Origin of the sequence: Candidatus Phycosocius bacilliformis (assembly GCF_003112735.1) — a bacterium.
Taxonomy (GTDB): Bacteria; Pseudomonadota; Alphaproteobacteria; order Caulobacterales; family Aquidulcibacteraceae; genus Aquidulcibacter; species Aquidulcibacter bacilliformis.
In genome coordinates this window covers 71,473-97,940 of sequence record NZ_BFBR01000003.1, presented here as the reverse complement: position 1 = coordinate 97,940, position 26,468 = coordinate 71,473, and the positions used below count along the sequence as shown (strand labels likewise).

The 26,468-nt window shown below is 57.5% G+C and carries 25 protein-coding genes; 10 read left to right on the top strand and 15 right to left on the bottom strand.

Going from position 1 to position 26,468, the window contains the following annotated elements; genetic code table 11:
* Positions 1-54 precede the first annotated feature (54 nt).
* A complete protein-coding gene (locus PbB2_RS05950) occupies positions 55-1,104 on the top strand; it encodes a TerC family protein (RefSeq protein ID WP_108984403.1) in 1,050 nt (349 codons plus the stop codon).
* A gap of 88 nt (positions 1,105-1,192) precedes the next feature.
* On the opposite strand, the gene PbB2_RS05945 is transcribed toward PbB2_RS05950, so the two are convergent.
* Positions 1,193-2,203 (bottom strand): polyprenyl synthetase family protein, encoded by a 1,011-nt coding sequence (locus PbB2_RS05945; RefSeq protein WP_238164881.1) that lies wholly within the window; start codon positions 2,201-2,203, stop codon positions 1,193-1,195.
* Positions 2,204-2,362: 159 nt separating this feature from the next.
* On the opposite strand from PbB2_RS05945, the gene PbB2_RS05940 reads away from it, so the two are divergent.
* Together PbB2_RS05940 and PbB2_RS05935 are read left to right on the top strand one after the other, a co-directional pair.
* A complete protein-coding gene (locus tag PbB2_RS05940; RefSeq protein ID WP_108984402.1) occupies positions 2,363-3,103 on the top strand; it encodes a tRNA1(Val) (adenine(37)-N6)-methyltransferase in 741 nt (246 codons plus the stop codon).
* 84 nt (positions 3,104-3,187) lie between these two features.
* A complete protein-coding gene (locus PbB2_RS05935; RefSeq protein ID WP_108984401.1) occupies positions 3,188-4,300 on the top strand; it encodes an NADH:flavin oxidoreductase in 1,113 nt (370 codons plus the stop codon).
* 43 nt (positions 4,301-4,343) lie between these two features.
* Here PbB2_RS05935 and ispG read toward each other — a convergent pair whose 3' ends face one another.
* The 4 genes from ispG to PbB2_RS05915 all read right to left on the bottom strand — a co-directional run bounded on the left by ispG (position 4,344) and on the right by PbB2_RS05915 (position 10,494).
* Positions 4,344-5,486, bottom strand: coding sequence for a flavodoxin-dependent (E)-4-hydroxy-3-methylbut-2-enyl-diphosphate synthase (gene ispG, locus PbB2_RS05930; RefSeq protein WP_108984400.1), 1,143 nt, complete (start codon positions 5,484-5,486; stop codon positions 4,344-4,346).
* 224 nt (positions 5,487-5,710) lie between these two features.
* On the bottom strand, positions 5,711-6,781 hold the full coding sequence (locus PbB2_RS05925; protein ID WP_108984399.1) for a helix-turn-helix domain-containing protein: 1,071 nt from the start codon (positions 6,779-6,781) through the stop codon (positions 5,711-5,713).
* A 74-nt stretch (positions 6,782-6,855) separates the two neighbouring features.
* On the bottom strand, positions 6,856-9,117 hold the full coding sequence (gene ptsP / locus PbB2_RS05920; protein WP_108984398.1) for a phosphoenolpyruvate--protein phosphotransferase: 2,262 nt from the start codon (positions 9,115-9,117) through the stop codon (positions 6,856-6,858).
* A gap of 132 nt (positions 9,118-9,249) precedes the next feature.
* On the bottom strand, positions 9,250-10,494 hold the full coding sequence (locus PbB2_RS05915; RefSeq protein ID WP_108984397.1) for an aspartate kinase: 1,245 nt from the start codon (positions 10,492-10,494) through the stop codon (positions 9,250-9,252).
* A 177-nt stretch (positions 10,495-10,671) separates the two neighbouring features.
* Between PbB2_RS05915 and ubiG the strand changes: the two genes are divergently transcribed.
* Positions 10,672-11,454 (top strand): bifunctional 2-polyprenyl-6-hydroxyphenol methylase/3-demethylubiquinol 3-O-methyltransferase UbiG, encoded by a 783-nt coding sequence (ubiG, locus tag PbB2_RS05910; protein ID WP_108984396.1) that lies wholly within the window; start codon positions 10,672-10,674, stop codon positions 11,452-11,454.
* 749 nt (positions 11,455-12,203) lie between these two features.
* Here ubiG and recA read toward each other — a convergent pair.
* From recA to fliQ, 5 genes are all read right to left on the bottom strand, one after another.
* Positions 12,204-13,295: a recombinase RecA gene (gene recA / locus PbB2_RS05905; RefSeq protein ID WP_108984395.1), complete on the bottom strand. Its 1,092-nt coding sequence runs from the start codon at positions 13,293-13,295 to the stop codon at positions 12,204-12,206.
* 175 nt (positions 13,296-13,470) lie between these two features.
* Positions 13,471-15,375, bottom strand: coding sequence for a response regulator (locus PbB2_RS05900; RefSeq protein WP_108984394.1), 1,905 nt, complete (start codon positions 15,373-15,375; stop codon positions 13,471-13,473).
* Positions 15,376-15,408: 33 nt separating this feature from the next.
* On the bottom strand, positions 15,409-16,512 hold the full coding sequence (gene flhB, locus PbB2_RS05895; RefSeq protein WP_108984393.1) for a flagellar biosynthesis protein FlhB: 1,104 nt from the start codon (positions 16,510-16,512) through the stop codon (positions 15,409-15,411).
* Positions 16,513-16,522: 10 nt separating this feature from the next.
* Positions 16,523-17,272, bottom strand: a complete 750-nt coding sequence (gene fliR, locus PbB2_RS05890) for a flagellar biosynthetic protein FliR (protein ID WP_108984392.1) — start codon at positions 17,270-17,272, stop codon at positions 16,523-16,525.
* A gap of 12 nt (positions 17,273-17,284) precedes the next feature.
* On the bottom strand, positions 17,285-17,557 hold the full coding sequence (fliQ, locus tag PbB2_RS05885) for a flagellar biosynthesis protein FliQ (RefSeq protein ID WP_108984391.1): 273 nt from the start codon (positions 17,555-17,557) through the stop codon (positions 17,285-17,287).
* 136 nt (positions 17,558-17,693) lie between these two features.
* Here fliQ and PbB2_RS05880 point away from each other — a divergent pair, with 136 nt between their 5' ends.
* On the top strand, positions 17,694-18,320 hold the full coding sequence (locus PbB2_RS05880; RefSeq protein WP_108984390.1) for a YdeI/OmpD-associated family protein: 627 nt from the start codon (positions 17,694-17,696) through the stop codon (positions 18,318-18,320).
* Here PbB2_RS05880 and PbB2_RS05875 read toward each other — a convergent pair.
* Positions 18,317-18,976 carry a M24 family metallopeptidase gene (locus PbB2_RS05875; RefSeq protein WP_108984389.1) on the bottom strand — a complete coding sequence of 220 codons (660 nt, stop codon included), beginning with the start codon at positions 18,974-18,976 and terminating at the stop codon, positions 18,317-18,319. The two genes, PbB2_RS05880 and PbB2_RS05875, sit on opposite strands and share 4 nt — an antisense overlap.
* A 6-nt stretch (positions 18,977-18,982) precedes the next feature.
* Positions 18,983-19,450 carry a preQ(1) synthase gene (queF, locus tag PbB2_RS05870; RefSeq protein ID WP_108984388.1) on the bottom strand — a complete coding sequence of 156 codons (468 nt, stop codon included), beginning with the start codon at positions 19,448-19,450 and terminating at the stop codon, positions 18,983-18,985.
* A 232-nt stretch (positions 19,451-19,682) separates the two neighbouring features.
* Here queF and PbB2_RS05865 point away from each other — a divergent pair, with 232 nt between their 5' ends.
* Positions 19,683-21,221 (top strand): amino acid permease, encoded by a 1,539-nt coding sequence (locus PbB2_RS05865; RefSeq protein WP_108984387.1) that lies wholly within the window; start codon positions 19,683-19,685, stop codon positions 21,219-21,221.
* 104 nt (positions 21,222-21,325) lie between these two features.
* Positions 21,326-22,063 (top strand): TlyA family RNA methyltransferase, encoded by a 738-nt coding sequence (locus tag PbB2_RS05860; RefSeq protein WP_108984386.1) that lies wholly within the window; start codon positions 21,326-21,328, stop codon positions 22,061-22,063.
* Positions 22,064-22,083: 20 nt separating this feature from the next.
* Here PbB2_RS05860 and PbB2_RS05855 read toward each other — a convergent pair whose 3' ends face one another.
* Both PbB2_RS05855 and PbB2_RS16040 read right to left on the bottom strand, forming a co-directional pair.
* Positions 22,084-22,731 (bottom strand): hypothetical protein, encoded by a 648-nt coding sequence (locus PbB2_RS05855; protein WP_133245737.1) that lies wholly within the window; start codon positions 22,729-22,731, stop codon positions 22,084-22,086.
* A gap of 27 nt (positions 22,732-22,758) precedes the next feature.
* Positions 22,759-23,640, bottom strand: a complete 882-nt coding sequence (locus PbB2_RS16040) for a hypothetical protein (protein ID WP_192576195.1) — start codon at positions 23,638-23,640, stop codon at positions 22,759-22,761.
* Between PbB2_RS16040 and PbB2_RS05840 the strand changes: the two genes are divergently transcribed.
* Positions 23,639-23,845 carry a hypothetical protein gene (locus tag PbB2_RS05840; protein ID WP_133245736.1) on the top strand — a complete coding sequence of 69 codons (207 nt, stop codon included), beginning with the start codon at positions 23,639-23,641 and terminating at the stop codon, positions 23,843-23,845. The genes PbB2_RS16040 and PbB2_RS05840 overlap by 2 nt on opposite strands.
* A gap of 224 nt (positions 23,846-24,069) precedes the next feature.
* Here PbB2_RS05840 and PbB2_RS05835 read toward each other — a convergent pair whose 3' ends face one another.
* Positions 24,070-24,645: a glycine zipper 2TM domain-containing protein gene (locus PbB2_RS05835; protein WP_108984381.1), complete on the bottom strand. Its 576-nt coding sequence runs from the start codon at positions 24,643-24,645 to the stop codon at positions 24,070-24,072.
* A gap of 109 nt (positions 24,646-24,754) precedes the next feature.
* Here PbB2_RS05835 and PbB2_RS05830 point away from each other — a divergent pair, with 109 nt between their 5' ends.
* A complete protein-coding gene (locus PbB2_RS05830) occupies positions 24,755-26,008 on the top strand; it encodes a class I SAM-dependent RNA methyltransferase (RefSeq protein WP_108984380.1) in 1,254 nt (417 codons plus the stop codon).
* A gap of 4 nt (positions 26,009-26,012) precedes the next feature.
* Positions 26,013-26,459, top strand: a complete 447-nt coding sequence (locus tag PbB2_RS05825; RefSeq protein ID WP_238164880.1) for a YcgN family cysteine cluster protein — start codon at positions 26,013-26,015, stop codon at positions 26,457-26,459.
* Positions 26,460-26,468: the final 9 nt, after the last annotated feature.

The following is a 26,468-nucleotide window of genomic DNA, read 5'->3' as shown; positions in this document are numbered from 1 at the left end:
GTCGGATTGATTGTTCTCGGGGCCGACGCAGCCAAATCTAGGGGACCGGGGCCAATGGATGCCTTGCCTTTTCTGACCGCCGTCTATGCGGGCCAACCAGTCTGGTTGTGGCTCGCCTTTTTGTCTTTCATCGGTTTCTTGTTGTGGCTTGACCTTGGTGTCATCAACAATAAGGACGGGGTGGTTTCTGCCTCGAAATCCGCGAAAATGTGGGCGGCGTTTGCCAGTCTCGCTGTGGCCTTCGGGGCCTATGTCTATTTCGTTTATGAGCCCGATCCGCGCTATTACAACAGCCCGGACAATCTCAACCAGCAAGCGGTGATCCAGTATTTCACCGGCTATTTGCTGGAAACCGCGCTCGCTTTCGACAATATCTTCGTCATCGGCATGATTTTCACCTTCTTCGCTGTCCCGCGCGAATATCAGCATCGCGTTTTGTTCTGGGGCATCATCGGGGCGATTGTGTTCCGGGCGATCTTCATTGGTCTGGGTTCGGCAGTAGTGAATGAGTTCACCTGGGTGCTCTATATCTTTGCGGCCTTCTTGATCTTCACCGGCTGGAAAATGCTATTTGGTGGCGATCATGAGATGAAGCTGGAAGACAATCCGGTTCTGAAATTCGTCAAGAAGCGCATGCGGGTGACTGAGACGATTGAAAACCATAATTTCTTCGTCAAGAAGCCACATCCCGATGGATCAGGCCGCTTGGTCTTGTGGGCGACACCTTTGTTCCTTGCTTTGATGATGGTGGAATTGGTCGACATCATCTTCGCTGTCGACAGCGTGCCAGCCATCTTCGCGGTGACGCGTGACCCGTTCATCGTCTACACGTCCAATATCTTCGCGATCCTGGGCTTGCGCTCGATGTATTTCATGCTGGCTGAGGCGGTCGAACGCTTCAAGTATCTGAAATACGGCCTGTCGCTGGTGCTGGTTTTGATCGGCTTTAAGATCATCTGGAACTTCGGTCTGTCCAAAGAACTCAAGATGGTGCCCTATATGGAACCTCATTGGTCGCTGATCGCCACCTTGGTTCTGTTGGGCGGTGCGATCGGCTACTCGCTGTGGAAGACCCGCCATGAGGGTGTGAAGCCGGCGGAGTAAGCGTTATTCACCATGCGACCCAATTTGGGGGGCAGGGCGCAAGCTCTGCCCCCTTTTCTTGTTATGGGCTTAGGCTGGCTGCGTCTGCCTAGTTTAGCCGCGAGACGACATAATCGGCGAGATTGGCCAGCAATTGAGGGATCACCCCATCGGGCAGGCAGGCAAGGGCTGCCTTCGCATCGCTGACATGAGCGCGCGCCTCATCGAGTGTGGCCTCAACCGCCCCACGCAACCGGATGGTTTGCATGGCAAAGGCCAAATCCTCATCCTGATGCTTGCGGGCCAGCACACGCTGCCAGAACAGCCGCTCTTCACCCTGCGCACGTTCCAATGCGATGATCAGCGGCAGGGTGGCCTTTCCTTCTCGGAAATCATCGCCAGTATTCTTGCCCAAGCTCTGGGTCAGGCCGCCATAATCGAGTGCATCATCGACCAATTGGAACGCCAAGCCCAGCTTCTGGCCATAATGGGCAAGCCCCTCCACCATGACTGTCGGCGCACCGGCCGTAATGGCCCCAGCCTCGCATGCAGCTGCAAACAAAGCGGCGGTCTTGGCTTCGATGACCTGATAATAGCGCTCGCGACTGGCTTCGCCCCGGTTTGTGGTGGCCAATTGCAGCACCTCACCTTCGGCAATCGTGCTGGCGGCCTTGGCCAGAATATCAAGCACTTGCAAGGAGCCGGTCTCAACCATCAGGTTGAAGGCGCGGGCAAACAAGAAGTCGCCCACCAGAACGCTGGCCTTGTCACCCCAGATCAGATTGGCTGCCCGTTTGCCGCGGCGCAGCGATGACCCGTCGACCACATCATCATGCAAGAGAGTTGCGGTGTGAATGAACTCAACCGCCGTGGCTAATTTGATCGCCCCCTCCGTGACCTTGCCGCAGGCACTGGCCGCCGCCAAAGTCAAAAGGGGCCGTAAACGCTTGCCACCTGCATCAACCAAATGATGGGCAACATCGGGAATCAGCCCGACAGGGCTTTCCATCCGCGCCGCAATCTCAGCCTCGGTCGCTGCCAGTTCTTGTGCCAGCACGGCGGCAAGTGCCTCGGCAGGATGAACCGACACAGCATCAACTGGGCGGGTGGTCACATTCACGTCAGCGGATTCCTTATCACTGTCCTATTCCATGCCCTCTCGAGGGGCCTTGGGTCAAGCATGCGCTGCGCTGAACCAGAAGGTCGGCAACAGTTGGATTGACACAGCTTCGGCTTTGGCTCTTCAAGCAGAACCAAGTTTACACATGCTGGACATCCCATGCCTGCAACGACACTGGATATATTTCTCAAAGGCGGCTTGACCATAGAGCAACCCAGTGACGGTTATCGGGCTGGTACAGACGCCGTTTTGCTGGCGGCAGCGGCTGCGGCGGTTGCGGTTCCGACTATGTTGGAAGTCGGATGTGGGGTTGGGGTGGCCTTGTTGAGTGTCGCGGCCCTGCGCGCCGACCCTCATCTGGCCTTGACGGGCCTCGAAAAAGATCCGGGGGCCTATGAATTGGCCCGGACCAATCTGACCCGCAATCCTGTGCCTGGGCGATTGAATGTTGTGCACGGCGATGTTCTCAACCCCGATCCAGCCCTCATCGGCCAATTTGATCTGGTGTTTTCCAATCCACCATTCTTCGACGATGATCAGGCGATCCGTGATCCAGCTGTGTCCCGTCAAGCTGCCTATATTCTGGGCGCACCCTTAGCCGATTGGATCAAGGCCATGCTGGCTCTGGCCCGTCCCAAAGGGCGCTTCTTGATGATCCATCGTGCAGACCGCCTGCCCGACATGTTAGCAGCGCTTGCCGGACGAGCAGGCGATATTGGCGTGTGCCCCATCCGCCCGCGCGCGGGCGACCCGGCCAAGCGGGTGCTGGTTAGCGCGAAAAAAGGCTCACGCGCGCCCTTGCGGCTGTTGGCGGGCATGGACATGCATCCCCCAATGGGGGAGGGCCGTTTCAGTGCAGCCTATCAGGCGATTTGCGATGGCGGCGTGTTAGCAGTCTAGACCTCGCCCCGGCTTTCAATTAGGCCGGAATGAAATTCGCTGCCCAGCTTGGGTTTGCAGCAAAAACACTGCTCAGGAGTTCCCATGACCGACGTTTCCGCCCTGTTTCAGCCTATCACTTTGCGCGGGGTTACGATTCCCAATCGGATCGTCATGGCACCGATGACCCGATCTTTCTCCCCCAATGGCGTGCCAGGTCAGAATGTGGCTGATTATTACGCCCGTCGCGCGGCGGCCGATGTTGGGTTGATTGTCACTGAAGGCACGGTTGTGGACCGTAAGGGCGCATCCAACGATGCCAATGTGCCACGCTTTCATGGTGCGGATGCTTTGGAAGGTTGGGCGAAAGTTGCCAAGGATGTGCATGCCCAAGGCGGCAAGATCGCGCCACAAATCTGGCATCAGGGCATGATGCGCAAACCCGGCACCGGTCATTATCCTGAAGCACCAACAGACAGCCCCTCTGGCCTCACCCATGCCGGCAAGGCTGTTCTGCCAGCACCCACCACAGAAGAAGTTTGGGACATGGTGCAATCCTATGCCCGCGCCGCCGCTGAAGCGGTCAAGCTGGGCTTTGATGCCATCGAAATCCATGGTGCCCATGGGTATCTGATCGATGAATTCTTCTGGGATGTCATGAATGCGCGCACCGACCGCTACGGCGGATCCTTGCCGCAACGGGCAACCTTTGCCGCCGAAATCGTTGCGGAGTGCCGCAAAGCTGTTGGCCCCACTGTGCCGATCATTCTGCGCTTCTCGCAATGGAAGCAGCAGGATTATACCATCAAGCTGGCTCACACACCGCAGGAATTAGAGGCCTTCCTTGCCCCCATCGTTGCCGCAGGGGTTGATGTCCTGCACTGTTCGCAGCGCCGGGTCTGGGAAGCGGAATTTCCCGATGTAGATGGCGAAAAGGGTCTCAATTGTGCTGGCTGGACCAAGAAGGTGACCGGGCTTCCCACCATCACGGTCGGCTCGATTGGTTTGTCCAGTGATTTTGCCGGATCGTTCCGCGGTGAAGGCTCGGCAAAAGCCCCGCTGGACGATGTCGTGCGTCGGCTTGAGAAAGGCGAGTATGACATGGTCGCCATTGGTCGGGCGCTGTTGCAAGACCCAGAATGGGCCAAAAAGGTCAAGGAAGGCCGCACCGATGATCTGATGGATTATGACGGCAAAGCGCTGGCGACTTTGTACTAGGGGGTTTTCACTGGTTCGCAGATAGGTGCAGACCTATCTGCGATCAGGACGCGGGAACCAGAGCCTCATCAGTCTTGGCGGCACGCATTTCATCGGCCTTGGCCTCGACCAGTTCAACAATATGGTCGATCATCTCATCGTTTGAGAGCTTGTGGTGGGCTTTGCCGGCCATATAGACCATGCCTGAGCCCTTGCCGCCGCCGGTAAAGCCCAGATCAGTGTAAAGGGCTTCGCCTGGACCATTGACCACACAGCCAATAATGGACAGCGAGATGGGCTCAGCCACATGCGCCAATCGTTGTTCAAGGGCTTCGACGGTACGGATCACGTCAAAGCCCTGACGGGCGCAGGACGGGCAGGCAATGATATTGACCCCGCGTGTGCGCAGACCCAGGCTTTTGAGAATATCAAAGCCGACGCGCACTTCCTCTTCAGGTTCGGCTGACAGCGATACGCGGATCGTATCGCCAATCCCGGCCCACAAAAGCGAGCCAATGCCGATCGCCGACTTCACTGTGCCTGAACGTGCAGCCCCCGCTTCGGTCACTCCCAGGTGCAAGGGGCAATCGATGGCTTCCGACAATGCCTGATAGGCGGCAACCGTTAGGAAGGTGTCGGAGGCCTTCACCGAGATTTTGAAGGCATGGAAATCCAGGTCTTGCAGGATGCGGGCATGGTCCAGGGCACTTTCAACCATGGCTTCTGGACATGGTTCGCCATATTTTTCGAGCAAGTCAGTCTCCAGCGATCCGGCATTGACCCCAATTCGGATCGAACAACCATGATCCCGTGCGGCATTGACCACATCGCGTACCCGATCAGCCGAACCAATATTGCCTGGATTGATGCGCAGGCAGGCCGCCCCCGCTTGGGCAGCCTCAATCGCGCGCTTATAGTGAAAATGGATATCGGCAACGATGGGCACTTTTGCTGCCTTGACGATGGTTTTCAGTGCGGCTGTGGATTCCACATCTGGGCAAGAGACCCGCACAATATCGGCACCAGCCTCTTCACAGCGGCGGATTTGGTCAATCGTCGCAGCCGCGTCAGGCGTCGGCGTATTGGTCATGGTTTGCACGCTGATCGGTGCATCCCCGCCAACAGCCACCTTACCAACCATGATCTGACGGGACTTGCGGCGCACAATCGTGCGCCAAGGACGGATATGTTCCAGACCGGTCGCCACGCGCTATCCTCTCCAGCTTTGCACATTGGACCAAGGTCCGCCGTCGCACCACCCGACTATAGGATGGCTGGGGCAGAAATCAAAGTCACACACCTGTGTGGCCGCCAGCTGACCGGTAGAGGGGCAGGGGCCCCGTTGGAGATGGCAAGGTTTCGTGATTTTTGCCAAATAAAGTCCCAGATCGGCTCCGCCGTCCGCAACAACAGCGGTTGATGGCAGCAAGTCTAGGGAGCTGCAGGTGCTGGGGTTTGACCTGAATTGGCCGACGGCTTGGCCGGACCTGATGAGGCAGGTTTGGGAACCGGCTTGGCAACTGGCGCCGCCTTTGCGGCCACAGGTGCACTCATGCCACTGGTTGGGGCCGATAGGGCAGGGGCGGTCGGGGCCGTATTGGGACCCACAACCACGCCTTCCACAGCTGGTTGAGCCTCCGCGGCGGCAGCAGCGGCAGCAGCAGCGGCTTCTGCTTCGGCCTTGGCTTTTGCCAAAGCCATTTGTTCAAAGTCGGGTGCGCGCCAATTGACCACTTTCAGGCCAGGTTCACCCACGACCATTGTCTGTCCATAGCCGCTGGCCTCAAGTGCCCCACCGAAGGACGCAGAGACAAACCAACGCCCCAGACCATCGGTTGAAATGCTTTCACCCTTGCGCAAAATCCGGTCTGTCACCAGCGCCCCATCTTCCCCGCGCAGCGTTACGCGCACGTCTTGAAGCGCTGTCAAAGTTGACAATGGTTGGACATCGGCGGTGGCCTGAGCAGGGCCTTCTGGGGTGATTGTCGCCCAAGCCTTGATGGTTTCATCGGGTGGAGCCACCACATCTGCCTTTTGTGGGCGCACCGCATGCAGGCTTGCCCAGACAACCAGCCAAGCCAATAAGCCAAGGGCAAGGACCGCGCCAATCGGCGCAACAAAGCGGTTGGGCGTGCGCACAATCTCGGACTCGCGGCGGCGCTGAACTGGCTCCCACGCATCGCGGAATTCACTCACCAGGCCGTCGCAATCCACCAGGCCCAGAAGCTCCCCATACGCGCGGACATAGCCCAGCGCATAGCCAAGACCGGGCAGCTTTTGAAACTGCATGGATTCAATGGCAGCCACCTGCTCTGGCTTCAATTTGAGGGCGGCAGCAACTTGGTGGATCGACAATTCTTGATCACGGCGGGCTGCTTGCAGCCGGGCACCGGGACCATCCGCATCGGGATTATCCACAGACCCCACGAGTCGAAGATGCGAACGCCCGTGGCCGAGCGCTTTTGCGGCATCTAATGTACGTGCGGCCTCTGCCGGGCTCATCTGCGTCAATCCTGTATCGACTGGGTAACCACTGTGTGGCCAATTGGTTTACAAACCTTTAGCGCAAACACGTGTCAATTTACTATAACCTTGTGTGCTTTTGCATAGTTTTTCAGTGCATTGCGAAGGTTTACGTCACCCTCGTGCAACAAACACGCCAAAGTTCTGGCGAATTCTTCCCCATTGAGGGACATTAGCATTCTTTTGACTGGCCCAATTCCCCCAGCAGGCATGGATAGCCGGCGGAAGCCCAGCCCGATCATGGCCATGGCTTCGAGTGGACGGCCAGCATGTTCCCCGCAAATCGACACTGGCGTGTCACCTGCCGCATCGCGAATATGCTTAAGGAAGGTCAGCGCCGGTCGGGACAAGATGTCATAGCGATCGGCCACCTTGGCAGTACCCCGATCTGCAGCAAAGAAGAATTGCATGAGGTCATTGGTGCCGATCGACAAGAAGTCGGCATATTGGGCAATATGTGCTGTATCCCACGCCAGAGACGGGGCCTCAATCATCACACCAGTTTGGACTTTGGATGGCCCGGCCCGTCCATTGGCCCGTGCCCACGCCAGTTCCTTGTCAAGCAAATCCTTGGCGCGGTGAAACTCGTCCACCTCAGCAACCAGTGGAAACATCACCCGCAAAAGGCGGCCTTCGGCTGCGCGAACCAAGGCCCGCAATTGATAGCGCGACAGTCCGGGACGATCGAGGCCCATGCGGACCGCCCGCCAACCCATAGCCGGGTTTTCTTCCCGTTCGGTCGGCATGTAAGCGGCAACCTTGTCTCCACCCAGATCGAGGGTGCGGAATGTGACCGGACGACCATCGGCGAGGTCAAGCGCTTCGGTGTAGAGCGCGGTCTGGGCATCAAGCCGGGGCAAGGAATCGGCGATCATGAATTGGAATTCGGTACGATACAGACCGACACCACTGGCCCCGGTGGTGGCCAATTGTTCCAGATCAATGGTGAGGCCTGCATTGAGCAGCAAATGAATGGTCTGACCGTCTAGGGTCTGGCTGGGTAAGTCGCGGGTGGCAGCAAATAATTGCTGCTCAGCACTTTGGGCCTCAAATCGGCTGTGCAAGGCCGCCGACACCATCCGATCAGGCCGCAGATAGGCTTGGGCCTCGTTGGCATCCACGATGATCGTGTCACCGGCTTCGACCCGTGAGAGAAGATTGGGCAATTGGCCAATCATGGGGACGCCCATCGCCTTGGCAACAATCGCGGCGTGCGAGGAGGGTGAGCCGTCTTCCAACAAGATGGCCTTGATGCGCCCACGGCCATATTCAAGAAGCTCTGCTGGGCCAATGTCACGGGCGACCAGAATGGAATCCTCAGGTGCGTCTTTGCGCTCACCTGCATCCCCGGACAAATAGCGCAAGAGCCGGTTGTCGAGTTCTTCAAGATCAGCCAGGCGGTCGCGCAGATAGCCGTCCTTGGCACTGGTCATGCGGGCACGGTGTTCTGAACGTACTTGCTCAACCGAGGCTTCAGCAGTCAGGCCATTTTTCACCCCGTCGCGGAGGCGACGTTCCCAAGAGCGGTCTTGGCTTAACAGGTGAAAGGTTTCCAACACCTCATAGGACGTGCCGCCTAAAGTCTGCACATCGCCTGCCAATAATGCTTCAAGTCCAGACCGCAGCTTTTCCAGCCCCTCGTTCAGTCTGGTTTCTTCGGCAATCGGATCATCGGAGAGATAGCGCGTCGGCTCGACATCGGGGTCATGCAGCAAAGCCTGACCTGATGCCAAGCCCGGTGCATAGGTGCGGCCTTTCAGTGTTTCAGGTGCTGTGGGCTTGATTTGAAATTCTGACAATGCCCCAGTCAGGTCTTCAACTGAGACGATTTCTGCAAGCACTGTGGCGATGAGCTGCAGCGCCTCAATCTCATCATCTTCATAGGTACGGGCATAGCGGTTTTGCACCACCAGAACCCCAACCACCCGGCCGCTGCGCAGAACAGGCACACCCAAGAAGGATTGAAACGGATCTTCACCGGTTTCAGGCCGATAAGAGAAGCGGCGATGTTTGGGCGCATCCGCCAGACTGATCGGCTCGACGCCTTCCGCCACCAAGCCCACAAGCCCCTCGCCAGCCTTCATCCGTGTGCGGTGCACAGCGTCGCGCGACAGACCTTCAGTGGCAAATAATTCGAGCGATCCATCGGCCCGGCGCAAATAGATCGAGCACACGTCGGCGACCATCGTCGTGCCGATCTGGGCGACGATCCGGTCTAGGCGCGTTTGGGTGTCGGCGTCCTGTACCATGACATCGCGCAGGCGACGCAGCAGAACGCGTGACCCCCCCGCAGTGCCAGAAGAAACAGGGCTCATTCACTTCCTCGAAACGGTGCGCTGTGGCCGCTGCCGTCGCAGGACCACACCATAAGTCGCTTTCCTCATACAAGAGATGGGCGACGCTGTCCTTCAAGGCGGCAGAAATTTCTGCCGCAAGCTGCACAAAATCTAGGCAGCGTCGAGCCCATAGGCGGTGTGAAGCGCACGCACCGCCAGTTCAGTATAGGAGGAGTCGATCAAAACCGAGATTTTGATCTCCGAGGTGGCGATATTCTCGATATTGATGCCTTTGCGCGAAAGTGCGTCGAACATCACACGCGCGACGCCGACATGAGAGCGCATGCCCACGCCAATGACGGAGACTTTCGAGACATCTTTCTTGACCTCGACCTGTTCAAAGCCGATTTGTTGTTGGGCAGCTGACATCAAGGCAAGGGCGCGATCTGCTTCCCGTTCTGGCACGGTGAAAGTCATGTTGACGGCACCTTCAGTCCGCGATGGTGCCTGAACAATCATATCGACATTGATATTGGCTTCAGCCAGCCGTCCGAAAATGTCGGCGGCAACACCGGGATTATCCTGCAGGCCCTTAAGCGACAGCTTGGCCTCATCGCGCGAATAGGCGATGCCTGAAACGATTTGCTTTTCCACGATCTCATCCTCATCACAGACCAGAGTTCCAGGATTGGCCTCACCTGGTTCAACAAAGCTCGACAGCACACGCACCGGCACGCGCTTGGCCATGGCCAATTCGACCGACCGGGTCTGCAGTACTTTGGCCCCAAGTGAGGCCATTTCCAGCATTTCCTCGTAGGAAATTTTCTCAAGCCGCTGGGCCTTGGGCACCAGACGCGGGTCGGTGGTATAGACCCCATCCACATCGGTATAGATGTCGCAACGCTCTGCCTTGAGTGCGGCCGCCACGGCTACGGCGGAGGTGTCCGACCCGCCCCGGCCCAGGGTCGTGATGCGGTCTTCTTCAGTGACGCCTTGGAAACCCGGGATCACAGCCACTTCACCGGCATCAATGGCGGCGGCTACCTCATCGGCATCAATGTCGGAAATCCGGGCAGAGCCGTGGGTTGAGCTCGATGCCACCCGGATCTGCCAGCCTTGCCAAGACCGCGCTGGAATGCCCATGCCGCGCAAGGCCAACGCCAAAAGGCCGGTGGTAACCTGTTCGCCCGTGGCGACCACCACATCATACTCATCATCAAAGAGCTCTGGCGGCAGGCCTTGCCCAGCTTGCTGAGCTAAATCCACCAGCCGATTGGTCTCGCCCGACATAGCCGACACCACCACAGCAATGCCGCGGCCTGATTGGCGTTCTGCGGCGACCAGACGCGCCACGCGGCGAATGCGTTCGACGTCGCCGACTGAGGTGCCACCAAACTTCATCACCAGACGCGGCATATTTTTGTGTTCCACCGATCCCATAATCTGATCCCAGCTGCTTTAGTCCGGTCACGGATCGCCCCGTTTGCAGTGGCAAACAGCGACGGACACTCGACGCGGGCGCTCTTCGCTCTATGAAATGAATTGGTCAATCCTTTTGCATGTTGCAAACTGTCACAAACTGAGTTGAAGCCTATGGGAAAAGCTGCCCAAGACGCCCCGTTGGACCTGCCACCGCAAGCCCCCTCAATCGACCCTGCAGAAGTGGCAAAGTTTGCCGCTATGGCAGAAGACTGGTGGAACCCGACCGGCAAATTCCGTCCGTTGCACAAGTTCAACCCGACGCGTCTGCGCTTCATTCGCGAAACGGCCGAAGCCCATTTTGGGTTGGCACCACGATTGGGTAAGCCACTTGAAGGCTTGAAATTGCTGGATATTGGCTGCGGCGGTGGGCTGTTAAGCGAACCCATGGCCCGGCTTGGCGCACAGGTGACGGCGGTAGATGCAACCTTGCCCAATATCAAGACGGCAATGACTCATGCTCGCCAAGTTGGCCTTGACATTGATTATCGTCATGGCACCGCAGAGGCTCTTTTGGCGGCTGGCGAAGGGCCGTTTGACATTGTTCTCAACATGGAAGTTGTCGAACATGTCGCCGATGCAGCTGCATTTCTGCAAAATACAGCAAATCTTGTCGCCCCGGGCGGCTTAATGTTCATCGCCACCATTAATCGCACCCCCAAGGCGCTGGCTCTGGCGATTATCGGTGCGGAGCGCATCTTACGCTGGCTGCCTCCTGGCACACATGACTATGATAAGCTGGTCAAGCCGGAGGAGATTGCAGCAGCCTTGGGTGATATGGCCAATCTCAGCCTCGATGCTCCGATTGGGGTAAATTACAACCCTTTATTGGACCGTTGGTCATTGGGGCGGGATACCAGCATGAATTACATGGTCGTTGCCCGGAAAGCTGGCTAATTCTGTCAGGCTTGACGCCTTGCCAAGCGAGCTTAGCAAGACGGATGGGACATTATGCAATCAGGCTTTATGCTGGTGCAAACCGTGTCTTGCCGAAATGATCCCACGCGTGAGCGCGCGACACCTAACCAATCTGATGGCGCAAAAAATTGAGGGTGCACTTTGGTTGGCCATAATTGGCACCAAAGCTCTTCTGGATAAAAGCTCTCTAAAACCATGTCATCCCTGCCGAAGCGCAGCGCAGAGCGGGGATCTCCTCGCGCATGTGCGGCACAAGATCCCGGATCGGCTAACGCCGTCCGGGATGACAGCGCGGTGGTTATGTTGATCTCCTCCCCCGCGTGCGGGGGAGGGGGACACTGCGCAGCAGAGTGGAGGGGGTGTGCTGGAAGGTCAGCGCCGCTGACGCCCCCTCCGTCAGCTTCGCTGCCACCTCCCCCGTAAACGGGGGAGGACATTGGGGCATCATCCCTGCCGAAGCGCAGCGGAGAGCGGGGACCTCATCGCGCTCGTGCGTCATGAGATCCCGGATCGGCTAACGCCGTCCGGGATGACACGCATTTGTATGTGTAGATGTTTCCAAGCAGCTGATGTTGTTACTGCCCCACTCGGACAATGGGCGTGGGTGCTTTGGGGCACCCTCACCACCACCTATCAGCCCCATTAAATTGGTGAGAGCGATGGCACCCACCCTTCAATAGGAGCTAAAGAAGTCGCTGCGGGGACAAGGCGCAGATGACGTTTTTGACTTACATATCGTCGAGTTCGCCATCATCCGAACCGGGCTCGCCCGCGAGGACTTCTGCAAGGATACCAGCGTTCTGACGCACCTTATGTTCAATCTCGGCGGCCACATCAGGATTGGCCTTCAAGAATGCACGGGCATTATCCTTGCCTTGGCCGATGCGGGTGCTGTCATAGGAATACCAAGATCCTGATTTCTCAACGATCCCGGCCTTCACACCGAGGTCAATCAATTCACCCTGTTTGGAGATACCTTCACCATAGAGAATATCGAATTCAACCTGTTTGAAGGGTGGGGCGACCTTGTTTTTGACCACTTTGACGCGGGTGACATTGCCGACCACATCTTCCTTGTCCTTGATTTGCCCGATGCGGCGGATATCAAGGCGGACCGAGGCATAGAATTTCAGCGCATTTCCGCCAGTGGTGGTTTCGGGATTGCCGAACATCACCCCAATCTTCATGCGAATCTGGTTGATGAAGATCACCAAGGTCTTCGAACGCGAAATCGACCCTGTCAGCTTACGCAATGCCTGACTCATCAGGCGGGCCTGCAAGCCTGGCAGGCTGTCGCCCATATCGCCTTCGATTTCAGCTTTCGGGGTGAGGGCGGCCACTGAATCGATCACCAGCACATCCACCGCCCCAGAGCGCACCAACGTGTCAGTGATTTCCAAGGCCTGTTCACCGGTATCTGGCTGGGAGATCAGAAGATCGCCCAAATCAACCCCTAGCTTGCGGGCATAGACTGGGTCGAGCGCATGTTCGGCATCAACAAAGGCGCAAACGCCACCGCTCTTCTGCGCTTCGGCAATGCAATGCAGCGCCAACGTCGTCTTGCCCGAACTTTCAGGGCCATAGATTTCGATGATGCGGCCGCGCGGCAAACCACCAATCCCCAACGCAATATCGAGGCCGAGCGACCCGGTCGAGACCGCTTCAATCTCAACCGCAGCACCTTGTTCACCTAGGCGCATGATTGAGCCTTTGCCAAAGGCGCGTTCAATCTGGCTCAATGCCGATTCGAGAGCTTTTTCCTTGTCCATGTCGTTTTTTTCCACCAAGCGAAGCGCTGCACCAGTTGCCTGAATAGCCATGATCAAACCCCTTTTCACGATTCCCGCCTGTATCGGCACGCCGGGCTCAGCCGAGCTGCGTGCAAATCAGACGTCGTTCCGTCCAGAAGGTTTGTATCTGAAATGTTCTCGGAACACAAGTAGAACAAAGTGGAGAAATCAACTTTTTTGATTTTGTACGTCCGATTTTGGCGTATTATGCGGCGGCGAGCTCCATTTTCACCCGTTCTGCCAATTGCGCCAAGGTGAAGGGCTTGGGCAGGAAAGAGATGGAACGCTCGTCTTCCAGTGTTTGGGCAAAGTCTTGTTCGGCATAGCCAGACATGAAGACAATGCGCGCATGGCCCAAATAAGGTTTGGCCGCCTTCAATAGGCTGGGTCCATCCAAGCCCGGCATCACCACATCCGACAGGACAAGATCAAAGCTGTTGGGGTCATTTTCGAGAATCTCAAGTGCCTCTTCGCCATCACCGGCCGAGGTCACATGATAGCCGCGTTGGGTGAGCAGCCGGGTCGCGATATTGCGCACACCTTCTTCATCCTCAACCAACAAAATACGTCCGCGCCCGGCAAGATCCATCGGCCGTGCTTCCGGAGCGGGGCCAGCCGGAACGGGTGCCTCTTCGCTGACATCGTCGGCTGTTGTGGCTGGCAAGAAGACATGGAAAGTGGTGCCGACATTTTCGATGGAATCCAGGGCAATAAAGCCGTCTGACTGCTTGATGATCCCATAGACTGTGGCCAGCCCAATGCCGGTGCCTTTGCCCTGCTCTTTAGTTGTGAAGAAAGGCTCGAAGATTTTGGTCGCCACGTCCGGCGACATGCCCGTCCCGGTATCGGTAACTGAAATCATGGCCCAATCGCAGTCGTCAATATCTGCGATGCTCAGGCCTTTGAGTGCCGCGCGCACATCCTGTGTGGTTGCCCGTTTCGTGCGCACGGTCACCGAGCCTTTTCCTTTACCCGACATCAGCACCGCATCGCGCGCATTGGTCACAAGGTTCATAAAGACGGTTTCAAGCTGCTGCTTGTCGGCGCGGACATTGGGTAGATCGCGGCCATGTGTAATGTCGAAGACAATCCGCTCATCCAGCACCTGGCGCATCAGGACGGCAAACTCTGTCAGGACGGCACCAACATCGAGCACATCGCGCCGGAACGTCTGCTTGCGCGCATAAGCCAGCAACATCTTGACCAATTCTGCTGCGCGCGAACTGGTATTCTGGATGCTTTGCAATTCGCCATAGCTGGGGTCACCCACCGGGTGACGGGCCAAGAGTGCGTCACAATTGAGCGTGATAACCAACAGGAAGTTATTGAGTTCATGGGCAACGCCACCGGCGATTTGGCCAACGGCTTGCATCTTGCTGGTCTGGGCGAGGCGATGTTCCATTTCCCGGCGGGCCGACACATCCACCAGCAACAGCCCAGCGCCTTCGCCATCATCTTGCAGCAACCAGCCTTCACAGGTTTGCCCGCCAGCATGGGCCATATCCAGTTCGATCGGCCGCTGATTGCCAACTTCCAGCCGCTCAAGCTCTTCAACATGGCTTAAAGCGATCAGATCAGCCAGCTGAGCACCTTTCCCACCTCCGGCAATACGGATGAAGGCCGGATTGGCTTCCTCAATCTTGGCTTGACGGGCGTCGCGTCGGTCAAGCCGCGCAATGCCGACTGGAGCCTCAGCGATCAGTCGGGCAAGACCGGTTAAAAGCGAGGATGATGTTTGATGGGCCAGACCTGGGGCGTTATTCTGCCCGGCATTGCCAGCGCCGGTGGTGTCTGCTGCAGGGGTCTGATCAATGGCGGTCAAGCGCACCAAGGATCGGTCGCCAATCGGGGTAACACGTACCCGCATGGTCTCAACGCTTTCATCCAGCACCAGACCACGCCGCACGGCCTTGGACGCCCGGAAAGCACAAGCCCGATCCAGCAAACTCATCAGGAGCGGATCAATCGAGACAGGCCGGTAAATGTCCAAATAGGCCTGATTGGCATCCAAATAACGGCCTGACCGGGAAAACAGGGCTGCTGGCCCATCCATGCTGGCCAACCAGTCATGCGATTCCGATCTGGAAAACAACGTCAACAGTCCAGCCATGCTTCTTCGCCCCTAACCGGTCCAATTGTTCGCTTACGCAGCGTTTTGGACTCGACTCTGGCGAGAATCACCTGATTTGCGCCGCGCGGCTACACCCAAAATCACTCCAATGATTTTTGCAACAGCTTGATAATGTTCGGTGGGGATTGTCTCCTCCAGATCGACGCTGGCATAAAGTGCGCGGGCAAGAGGTGGATCTTCGACGATTGGCACCTCGGCCTCGGTTGCGATCTCACGAATTTTCAGCGCCAGATTGTCCAGACCTTTGGCAACGCAAACCGGGGCGGCGGTCTCACCTGGCACATAGCGTAACGCGACCGCATAATGAGTTGGGTTGGTGATAATGACGGTTGCTTCCGGCACTTTGGCCATCATGCGATTACGTCCACGCTGCATCCGGATTTGGCGCAGCTTCATTTTGATCTGTGGGTCGCCTTCCAGTTTCTTATATTCGTCCTTTTGCTCTTGCTTGCTCATGCGGTTACGTTTGAGCCAAGCAAAGCGTTGGATGGCGTAGTCAGCTGCAGAAGCCACCGCGATGATGCCAATGAGGGCAAAGCACAATTCCAACAGGATTTTCACCAAGACCGGCATCAATGCCGCCGGCTCCATCGCGACCAGGATTGGCATTTCCTTGGCGTGTGGGGCCAAGATCGCATAAGCAACCCAGCAAATGACAATCAGCTTGATCACTGTTTTGACAAAGGTCATCAAGGCTTCAGCCCCGAACAAACGCTTGAAGCCGGCAATCGGGGAAATCTTGTCGATCTTGGGGATCATTTTTTCGGCGGTGAATAGCAACCCCGACTGCACCAGATGACCGGCAAGTCCCGCCACACAGATTGCGCCAATGGTCGCGCTTAAAACCAGACCTGTCTTCAATCCGATATCAAAGCTCAAGCGCTGCAAGGCACCGCCATCAACAGCGATCTGGTCGGGGCGTTCGACAAAGACGATCATATAGCGGGCAAGGTCTTGGGCACTGTGCAGGCCTAGGGTCAGCAAAACAGCAACCCCAGCAGTTAGAATGAACAGCGTTGCCACATCCTGGCTTTTGGGGACATCGCCCTTCTTGCGCGCTTCCTCCAGCTTATAGTGGCTGGGGGCTTCGGTCTTTTGGGATTCGTCTTCTTCCACGCCGCCCCCCTCAGTTTAAAGACCGGCCCGCGGTGGCGATGGCCTCCAGCCAAACCAGCATGCCTGCCCCCGCAGTGATGGCAAACAGCATGATTCCTAAGAGGACCTGAACCGGTTGGGCGATGAAGAAGACTTGGATGGCTGGGGCCACGCGATTGATGATACCCAGCGCCACATTGATGATAATCCCGAACAAAAGGAGCGGGGCTGTGATTTGAATGGCCAGAGAAAAGGCTTGCGAGAAGGCCTGCAAGCTGAATTGAGCCATATCGCCTAAGGGCATCGGCTTGCCGGGCAGGAAATTGTCAAAGCTGCGGGCAGCCCCGGTCAAAAACAAATGATGCACGTCGGTTTGAAATACCAAGGCGGTGCCTAAAAGGGCCAGAAACGTCCCAAAAACCGCCCCTTGTTGCTGTTGAGATGGGTCAAAGGCCATCGCCATGCCGAGGCCAGTCTGCATACCTGCAATCGCCCCGGCAGTTGCCAAAGCTGAAAACAGGATACGCGTGGTCAACCCCAGCGACAGGCCAATCAGGATTTCCTTGCCAATGGCGAGGAACAGCCCACCCATATCGGCTGGGATTGGTGGAATCTTGCTTGAGACAACCGGGGCAATGGCAAAAGCCAGAAATAGGGCCACCATCAAGCGGGCCCGGGGCGGCACGAATTGGTCGCCAATACCCGGTGCCAGCATCATCAACGCGCCGACGCGGGCAAAAACAATGCCGATCACCCAGACTGTCTGTGGCAGAAGTTCCATCGCCCGGCTCTGTTAGCCAGCGCCACTTGCGGCCACCTTGGCCATCATTTGGGTCATGAACTCGCCCATCAGCCCGCCCATCAGGGGCAAGAACAACAATAAGGCCGCGAAGATCGCCAGAATTTTCGGCACAAATACCAAAGTCTGTTCTTGAATCTGTGTCAGTGCTTGCAACAAGCCGATGACAAGACCAACCGCCAACCCAACCAGCATGACCGGGGCTGACATGGCAATCGTCAACCAAATGGCATCGCGGGCAACATCAAGAACTTCAGGCGCATTCATCGTCAGTTTCTCCGACTTTAGGGCACACTCTCGTGCAGGTCATCCGCTTCTGGTGACACACTTAAGGGGATGGCGTGGCATGGTTAACAAATCCTTGCTAAAGGGGGTTCCGCACTGAAAACCGGCGGGAAAATCGATGAACTTTGCCCAAGTTGAGATCAAGAGCCGTCAGGAGTGGCGCGATTGGTTGAGCGCCAACCTCGACCAGACCGAGAGTATCTGGCTTGTAACCTATAAGAAGGGCCGCGGCCCCTATGTCAGCTATGACGAGCAGGTCGAGGAGGCTCTGTGTTTTGGCTGGGTCGATTCTCGTGTCGCCAAGCTCGATGCCGATCGCACCATGCTCCTCATGTCGCCACGCCGTCCTGAAAGCGCATGGTCGGCACTTAACAAATCCCGCATTGCCAAAATGCAGAACGCCGGTCTGATGCATCCACGCGGCCAAGCCATGGTGGATCTTGCCAAACAATCAGGCACTTGGGACAAACTCAATGAGGTTGATGCCCTGATTGAGCCAACAGATTTGCTCGCCGCCCTTGATGCGGTCGCCTATGCCAAGGAAAACTGGGCCTTGATGTCGCCGTCAAGTCGACGGGGAATATTGGAATGGATTCTGGCGGCAAAACGTGCCGAAACACGCAAGGAACGTATTGCTGCAACCGCGCGTTTGGCCGGGCAGGGCCGCAAAGCCAATTTTTCGGCTGGTAGAGACGCGATTGCAGGAGCCGTCGGTCCGCAAGATACGGCTCATCCAGAGGCTTAAAGCATATCCTCATAAAAGGCCCCGATGCCCAGAGTGCGGTCGACCACATGGATCTCAAGAATCCAGCAGGCCGGCGACGGGGTTTTGTCAAAGGCCTTGAGTTTGCCTGAATGATGAACCCGGTGCGGGAATGCCCCGATCCGATGGCCCGAAGCCCCCTCCAGCGCCAATGTTCGGCCACGCTGGTCCGCCTCTTGGCGCGCAAACCGATAGAGTTCAGGCCCAGTTGCCCCTGTGGCTGCCCAATGGGCTTTGACCGCCTCAAACACGGCTTTGGAATCCGCGATGAGCGTGCGGTGAACGGGATCAGCGCCAATGGTAAAACCCGCGCCAACATCACCTTCATGGCCCTCATAGCAAGGCCCAATATCGAGAAAGAAGATATCGTTTTCACCCAGCACATGAGGTGCAGCGGGAACCTCACCAAACGGCAATAGCGTATTGGGTCCAAAGCGGACTTGGCTGGCATGCCAGAGCCGGTCTGCGCCACTTTCGGCGATCACCTGGTCAACGATGGCCCTGCCGTCCAGATCATTCATGCCTGGCTCGATCATGGCTGCTGCTTTTGCCAAAGCGTCCCATGCACGGGCTTGAGCTGCCTGTTGAAGGCGCAGGCTGAAATGGTCGTGATTGGCCTCGCGCGGGTCGCTGCCCATGACACATTAGCCTCGACCGCGATAGGGCGGTACGCCTTGATCTGGGATCCACACCCCTTCGGGGGCGGGCCCGGTGGCATAAAACACATCGATCGGGATTCCCCCGCGCGGGTACCAATAGCCCCCGATCCGCAGCCAGCGAGGGGTCAAGAGCGCCACCAGACGCTTGCCAATCGCGACGGTGCAATCTTCATGGAACGCACCGTGATTGCGGAAACTGGTCAAAAACAATTTCAGGCTCTTGCTCTCAACCAGCCAGTCGCCGGGCACATAGTCGATCACAAGATGGGCGAAATCAGGTTGGCCAGTCACCGGGCACAGGCTGGTGAATTCAGGCGCGACAAAGCGGGCGACATAATCCGTGCCCGGGTGCGGATTGGCGACTTTTTCCAGAATCGCTTCTTCGGGCGAGGCATAGCCGCGAACGTCTTGGCCCAATGTGTTGAGGCCGTCATAAATGCTTGAGTGGGTCATGTCTGCTTCATAGCGTCAAATTGGCGTTCCCGCACCGTGGGAATGCACGTCCTGTCGCAGTCGGCATGTCGACGAAGGGGTGACACGCCCAATTGGGGAGCAAACACAGCTGTGAAGGTGTTTCGCACGTTGATTTATTGCCAATCCCTTAAGACCCCACTAGCGTGTCGGCCAATTGGGGTAACACAGCCAGTATAGGCGGTACCCTGGCAACCTTTTTGAGGGGGATTGAATGGCCGAAACCAACGCACCGACGGGCCTCAGCCGAATTTTCGCGCGAAAATCAGTCGCGCAGATCATGAGTGAAAACGACAAGAGTGAACTCAAGCGCACCTTAGGCCCAGTCAATCTGGTCTTGCTTGGCATCGGTTGTATCATCGGGGCAGGTATTTTTGTGCGCACTGGCAATGCCGCCGCACTCCATGCTGGCCCTGCTGTGATGTTGTCCTTCGTGGTCGCAGGCTTTGTCTGCGCCTTGGCGGGCTTGTGCTATGCTGAATTGTCGTCGACCTTGCCGGTGGCGGGCTCGGCCTACACCTATTCCTACACCACATTGGGTGAGTTTGCGGCCTGGATCATGGGAGCCTTGTTGCTGCTCGAATATGGATTGGCCGCATCCGTGGTTGCCGTGGGGTGGTCAGGATATGTGGTCAGTCTGCTTGGAGACTTCCATTTGATCATACCGCCGGAATTTACTGGCCCTATGAACCATGCCAAAACTTTGGCCGATGGGACAGTGATCACCACGGTCTTCAACGTACCTGCTTTCCTGGTTACATTGGTGCTGGCCTGCCTCCTCACCATCGGGATTTCTGAATCCGCTCAGGTCAACAACATCATCGTGGCAATCAAGGTCTCGGTGATTGTCGCCTTCATCGTGATTGGCGGCTATAAAGTTCTGACAAATCTGCCCGAATTGTCGCAGAATTGGGTGCCGTTCATTCCCGAGAATGAGGGAGAGGGCAAGTTCGGGATTGAGGGCGTGCTGCGCGCCGCATCCATCGTATTCTTTGCCTATATCGGGTTTGAGGCGGTCTCGACCGCTGGCCAAGAAGCCAAAAATCCCAAGCGTGACATGCCGATCGGCATCATTGGCTCGCTGATGGTCTGCACCATTCTCTATATGCTGGTTGCCGCCGTCTTGACCATGATGATCAATTACAAGGAGCTCAATGTTCCTGATCCGGTGGCGGTGGCGGTGGACTCGCTCGGTCCACAATGGGCGTGGTTTGCCATGACCATCAAAGCGGGTGCCATTATCGGCCTGACGTCGGTGATTTTGGTTCTGATGTATGGTCAGACACGTATCTTCTACGCCATGGCCCGCGATGGTCTGTTGCCACGTGTCTTCTCGCGCGTGCATCCCAAGTTCCAGACCCCTTGGATCAATACATTGGTGGTTGGTGTGATCGTGGCTTTTGCTGCGGGCATGTTCGACATCAACGTGTTGGGGGATGTGACTTCTGTGGGGACGCTGGCAGCATTTGCCATCGTCTGTCTGTCGGTGATCTGGTTGCGTCAGGCGCGTCCAGACCTGCCACGCGGCTTTAAAGTGCCGCTCTACCCAATCCTGCCCATCCTCGGCATTTTGTCGTGCTGTGCATTGATTTTCACGGTGGAGAAGAAGGTTCTCATCTTCTTTGTGCAATTCCTGATCGGGGCCACGGCGATCTATTTCGTCTATGGCATGTGGAACTCCAAGCTTGGTAAGGGTGAGACCGTTACCGGCCATGAGCCACCTGCCAATGAATTGCCACACAAGATCGACTAAACCCTTTCGGGTTTGATCCTGACAGGGCGGGGTCCTCACGGGCTCCGCCCTTTTTCGTGCCTGTTTGACTGGCCAAACTCAGTGTCCGCCTTTAGGGCAAGTATATGAGCAAGATGCGCGCGGATCTGTTATTGGTTGCCAAAGGCCTGATGCCGACCCGGGCAAAAGCGCGGGAGGCGATTGAAGCCGGTCTGGTCCAGAGTGCTGGTCGGATCATACGCAAACCTGCCGACCTGCTTGACCCGGATGGAGAGCTTTCCGCCGGACAGGCTCATCCCTATGTCTCGCGCGCAGGACTTAAGCTGGCCGCGGCCCTTGATCGGTTTGGGGTGGACCCAGAGGGGCGATTTTGCCTCGACATTGGCGCATCGACCGGTGGATTCACCCAAGTCCTCATCTTGCGGGGGGCGGCCCATGTTTTGGCCGTTGACGTCGGCCGCGACCAGCTTGATGTCAGCTTGCGCGGGCATCCGGCCATCACCTTGCGGGAGAGTACCGATGCACGCACATTGTCTGCCAGCGATTTGGGTGATCCGCTTCCCGACCTGATTGTCATCGATGTCAGCTTCATCGGGCTCGAAAAAATTCTACCGTCTGTGTTGGACCTCGTGGCACCGCGCGCGGATCTGGTCGCATTGGTCAAGCCACAGTTTCAGGCCGGTCCAAACCGCGTGGGTAAGCGCGGACTGGTTGCACCCGATGTTGCCGCCCAGGTTGCAGAGGAAACCCGTCAAGCCCTTGATGGGCTGTCCGGGTTTGCGGTTTTAGATATGATGGAGAGCCCAATCGTTGGCGGTGATGGTAACCGCGAATGGCTGCTCCATGCCCGCCGCCTCGGTTAATTTCGCCTGCCCTTGGGCCTTTAGCGCGGGGGGACTGGGGCAGCTTGCGGGGCCGTCCCCGGATAGACTGGAATCGCGACAATCGGCACCTGGCCCTGCTGCATCGTCGGCTGTAGGGGGTAGGCATATCCGACATAGGAATCGCGTGGCACTTGGGCAGGCCGACTGATTGGGGCTGGTGCGCTGATCAATGGTCCTCGCCGCTCACGTCCATAATAGGAATTGGACGAAGGTTGATACCAATCCACCGCCCTCTGCGCATTTGCGCTTGCTGGACTTACACCATTCGCCATCTGAGCCGGGGTTGGATAGGCGGCTTGCGGGGGTGGACTGGGACAAGCAACTTGGTGGCCGCGCATCTGTGCCCCCAAAACCGTCCCCATCGCAATACCTAAGGCCATGCCTTTGGGCTGCATCCCCGTGGCTGCCAGAAGTTTGCCCGTCATGCCGTCTTCAAGCGAACTGATCATCTCCCCAGATGCTGTGTTGGGGTTAATGATGATTTGGCAATTGGGATCCGAGATGAGTGGCGTACCTATCGCCCGGCGCATCGCCCCTGCATCCATTGGCACCATCAGCGCTGCCACAATCACCAGCGTGACGCCACATTGGCGCGATATGCCCGGAAAATGAGGCCTTAGAATTGGTGAATTTTGAAATCTGTTCATAAAATCGACTTTCTTCAATGAGCAGCCTCAATAACCAGGTGGCCGCCATCCCTGTGGCGTCTGACACAGCCAGACATAGTAAGGTTGCGGGTTCGACCCATCAGGCGCGGTCAAGACTTGGATCTGCCAACTGCATATCTGCTGGCACGTTTGCTGGCAGGCCGGGGGCGGGGCAGGCGGGCTTTGCCAGCCCATTTGGCCTGTTTGCCCGGTCCAGCTTTGATAAGTGCTGGTCGAGCTCTGGCTTGTCGACGTGCTGAGCTGGCGATCATGAAAGAGCGTGCCAAGCGACAGGCTATTGCCTGATTGGGCAGCCCCATAAGCTGTCGCCCGATCCTTAACACCATGCTCTGTCTTGGGTTTGTGGGAGACGGCAGGTTTTTCCACCTGAGGGGCTGGAACATAGATGGGAGCCGGAGCCGGGTTTGGCGGCGCTACAGGTACTGGGGCGGGTGTTGGTGCAGGGGTCGGGACTAGCACAGGAACGGGCGCTGGCACAGGCACGGGGGCTGGCACGGGAACTGGCACGGGTACAGGTGTTGCCGCGGCATGGCGACTGGTCGGGCGATGTTTCACCTGGGCCGAACGCGCTGACTTGGACCGCCCTGAACGCACGGAGGCGGTTTTGCACCGGCAAGATGTCGCGCGCGCTTGGCGTGAGCCATCACGATAGCCTACCCGATAACCAGCCCGATAGCCTGTGCGATAGACTGATCGGTCTGAGCGCGCTTGGCCTGCAGGCTGGCCTGTTTGCGGGCTGGATTGAGCCTTTGGACCGGGCGTTGTTGCGGCCTGACCCGGGGAGCTGGCAGCCGAACTGGTCTTCGGAAATGGCACGGGGACAGGCGTCGGATTTGCAGCGGGCTTGGGCCCTGATGCGGGGGTGGATGCCGCAGTGGGTGCTGACATGTCAGCTTTCGCGGGGGCTGGGCTTGAAGCAGTCGCGGCTTTGGCGATGCTCGGGATTGGCGCAGGCGTGACGTGTGCTTTCTTGGCTTCGGCTGGGGCTGATTGGCACTGCATGCCCTCACAGGCAGCCGCCACCGGGCCAGCCAGCCAAACGGACAATAAAACACCAATCCAAACACACCGCATCATTATGGTCCTCTTCTAGGACAAAGACAGCAAAGTGGAGACTTTGCTATCTAACGAAGTTCTATCGATTTAATTTGGTAACTATACCAGCGAATTATTTAATTGCATCTGGCCTTCACCCAATCGGGGAAAACAACTTGCAGTTTTCGGTTACCAGAGGTCAAGTAATCTGCAAGGAGTGCAAAAAATGGGTGCAAACAAAGTCTGCACCCATTCAGTTTGGTTCAGCGATTGAGCGTTTGATCAGTCAATGACGCGCCACTCACCATCACTATCCCGGCACATCCAGACCTGTTGGCGTTGATAGATGCCATCGGGGCGGCGAAGGGCAGCTTCGCCCCAGCCACATTCCTGCCGCACGACAGGGGCGGCAACATAGCCAGAACGATAGATCCGATCACGATCGGCATGGTCATGGTCGCGTCGGCTGGGACGGAACTCAGGCGCTTGGTATGAGAATTGATCGCGTGGGTCACGCGCGCCTTGTGGACGCGGGGCAGGGCCATAGTCGCGGTAAGCTGGATCATCACAAGCCACACGGGCTTTGCCAATTTGCGACCCTGCGACCGCGCCAACGATGGCACCTAAAACCTGGCCTTCTGTGCGGGCATTGCGGCTGGCGACCTGCTTGCCGATCACGGCCCCGGCGATGGCACCAATCGCGCCACCGGCCAAGCGATTATTATTGACGCTCTGCTGGCATTCTTGCGAAACTTGCCCAAAAGGCGGGTAGTCGCGGTCATAATTTTGGGCCGAGGCCAATGCAGGGGCAGCCAATGCCACGCTGGCAGCCAGTGCTGAAACAATCCATGTACGCATCGTCGTGCTCCTTTTTCAGCGGAAGGCGTTGGGGTAAACCGGGGAGGAGGTTCGTGCCTTCTGTGCAAATCATCTTGCATTCCCCAACCTGAACGGCGCATGAGCGGACATGACGAATTTCATTCAGGAAACACAGACGCTGCACATCGCCCATGTCGGTGCCCGCGGAGACGGTGTCAGCCGTGATCACGACCGCGCTGTCCATGTGCCTTTTGCATTGCCCGGCGAGGTGGTTCACGCAGAACAACGCGGTGACCGGGCCCGTCTCGTTCGCGTTTTGGAACCCTCGATTGAGCGGATTGATCCTGTGTGTCCGCACTTCACCCGCTGCGGTGGCTGCGCGCTCCAGCATTGGGCGGAACAACCTTATCTGGCTTGGAAAGCAGGTTTGGTCAGTCGGGCGCTTCAGCGCGTTGGGATTGAGGTGGAACTCCCTCCCAGCCAGCCAGCCTGGGGGGCGGGGCGACGGCGGGCCACCTTGCATGGCAAACGGACTGGCCCGCGCTTTGTGTTCGGCTTTACCCAAGCCCGCAGTCACCAGATTGAGCCGATCACCGTCTGCCCGGTTCTAACCCCCGGTCTTGCGGCGGCCTTACCACGTCTGGCCCAAATCGCTGAAGCCCTCGCCCCCCGACAAGATGGCATTGATGTGCTTGTGACGGAGACCCCGGTGGGTCTGGATGTGGATGTGCGTCAGGCAGGGCGGTTGGCCAAGTTTGACCGCAAAGGCCTTGAAAAGCTGGCAGGCCTTGTTGAGGCTACCCAAATCGCCAGGCTCACACTGCATGGCGAGACCGCCCTAAGCCGGGTCACACCGCGGGTGAAAATGGGTCCCGCACTGGTCGAATTGCCCGCGGGCGCTTTCTTGCAGGCCACCCAAGCCGGGGAGGAGGCATTAGCGGCCCGAGTTCTGGATTGGACGGCAGGAGCCCGTGTGGTGGCCGATCTGTTTGCCGGGATTGGAACCTTTGCCTTGCGCCTCAAAGACAAAGCCCAAGTGCGTGCTTATGAGAATGAACCTCAAGCGGTTGCGGCCTTGAAAAAGGCAGCCGACGGACTGGCAGGTGGGCGAACCTTGACCGCAGAGGTCCGTGATCTGTTTCGCGCGCCACTCGCCCCTCTGGAAATGAAGGGCCTGGATGCAATTGTGCTGGATCCCCCGCGCGCAGGGGCTGAGGCCCAGTGCGTTCAGCTTGCACGTGGGCCGGTCAATACTATCGTCTATGTGTCCTGCGATCCGGCCAGTTTTGCCCGCGACGCACGCATTCTGGTCAATGCCGGCTTTAAGCTTGATGAGATTGAGACCTTCGATCAATTCCGCTTTTCGGCTCATGTCGAAATCGCAGCCCGATTTGTGCGTTAGTCCCATGGCCTTTTGGACCGAAAAAAGCTTAGCGGATTTGAGCGAGCAGGAATGGGAAAGCCTGTGCGACGGGTGTGGCAAATGTTGTCTCATCCGGCTGGAAGATGAGGATACTGGCGACATCCACACCACAGATGTGCATTGCAAATTATTTGATTCAGCCAGCTGCCGGTGCAGCAATTATCCAGATCGCAAAGCCCATGTGCCTGATTGCGTCAAGCTGACACCCGACACGCTGGCCGAATTGACGTGGCTGCCCATGACTTGCGCCTATCGGCTGGTCTATGAAGGCAAGCCCTTGTTTGACTGGCACCCCTTGGTCAGTGGAGAGGCTGACAGCGTGCATAAGGCCGGCATGAGCGTGGCCCATCAGACCGTGCCGGAAGGCCAGGTCAAGCTGCGCCATTTGGTCCGGCGAATTCGTATCTGGCCGGGTGAAGAAGGGGCCTGATCCAAGCCG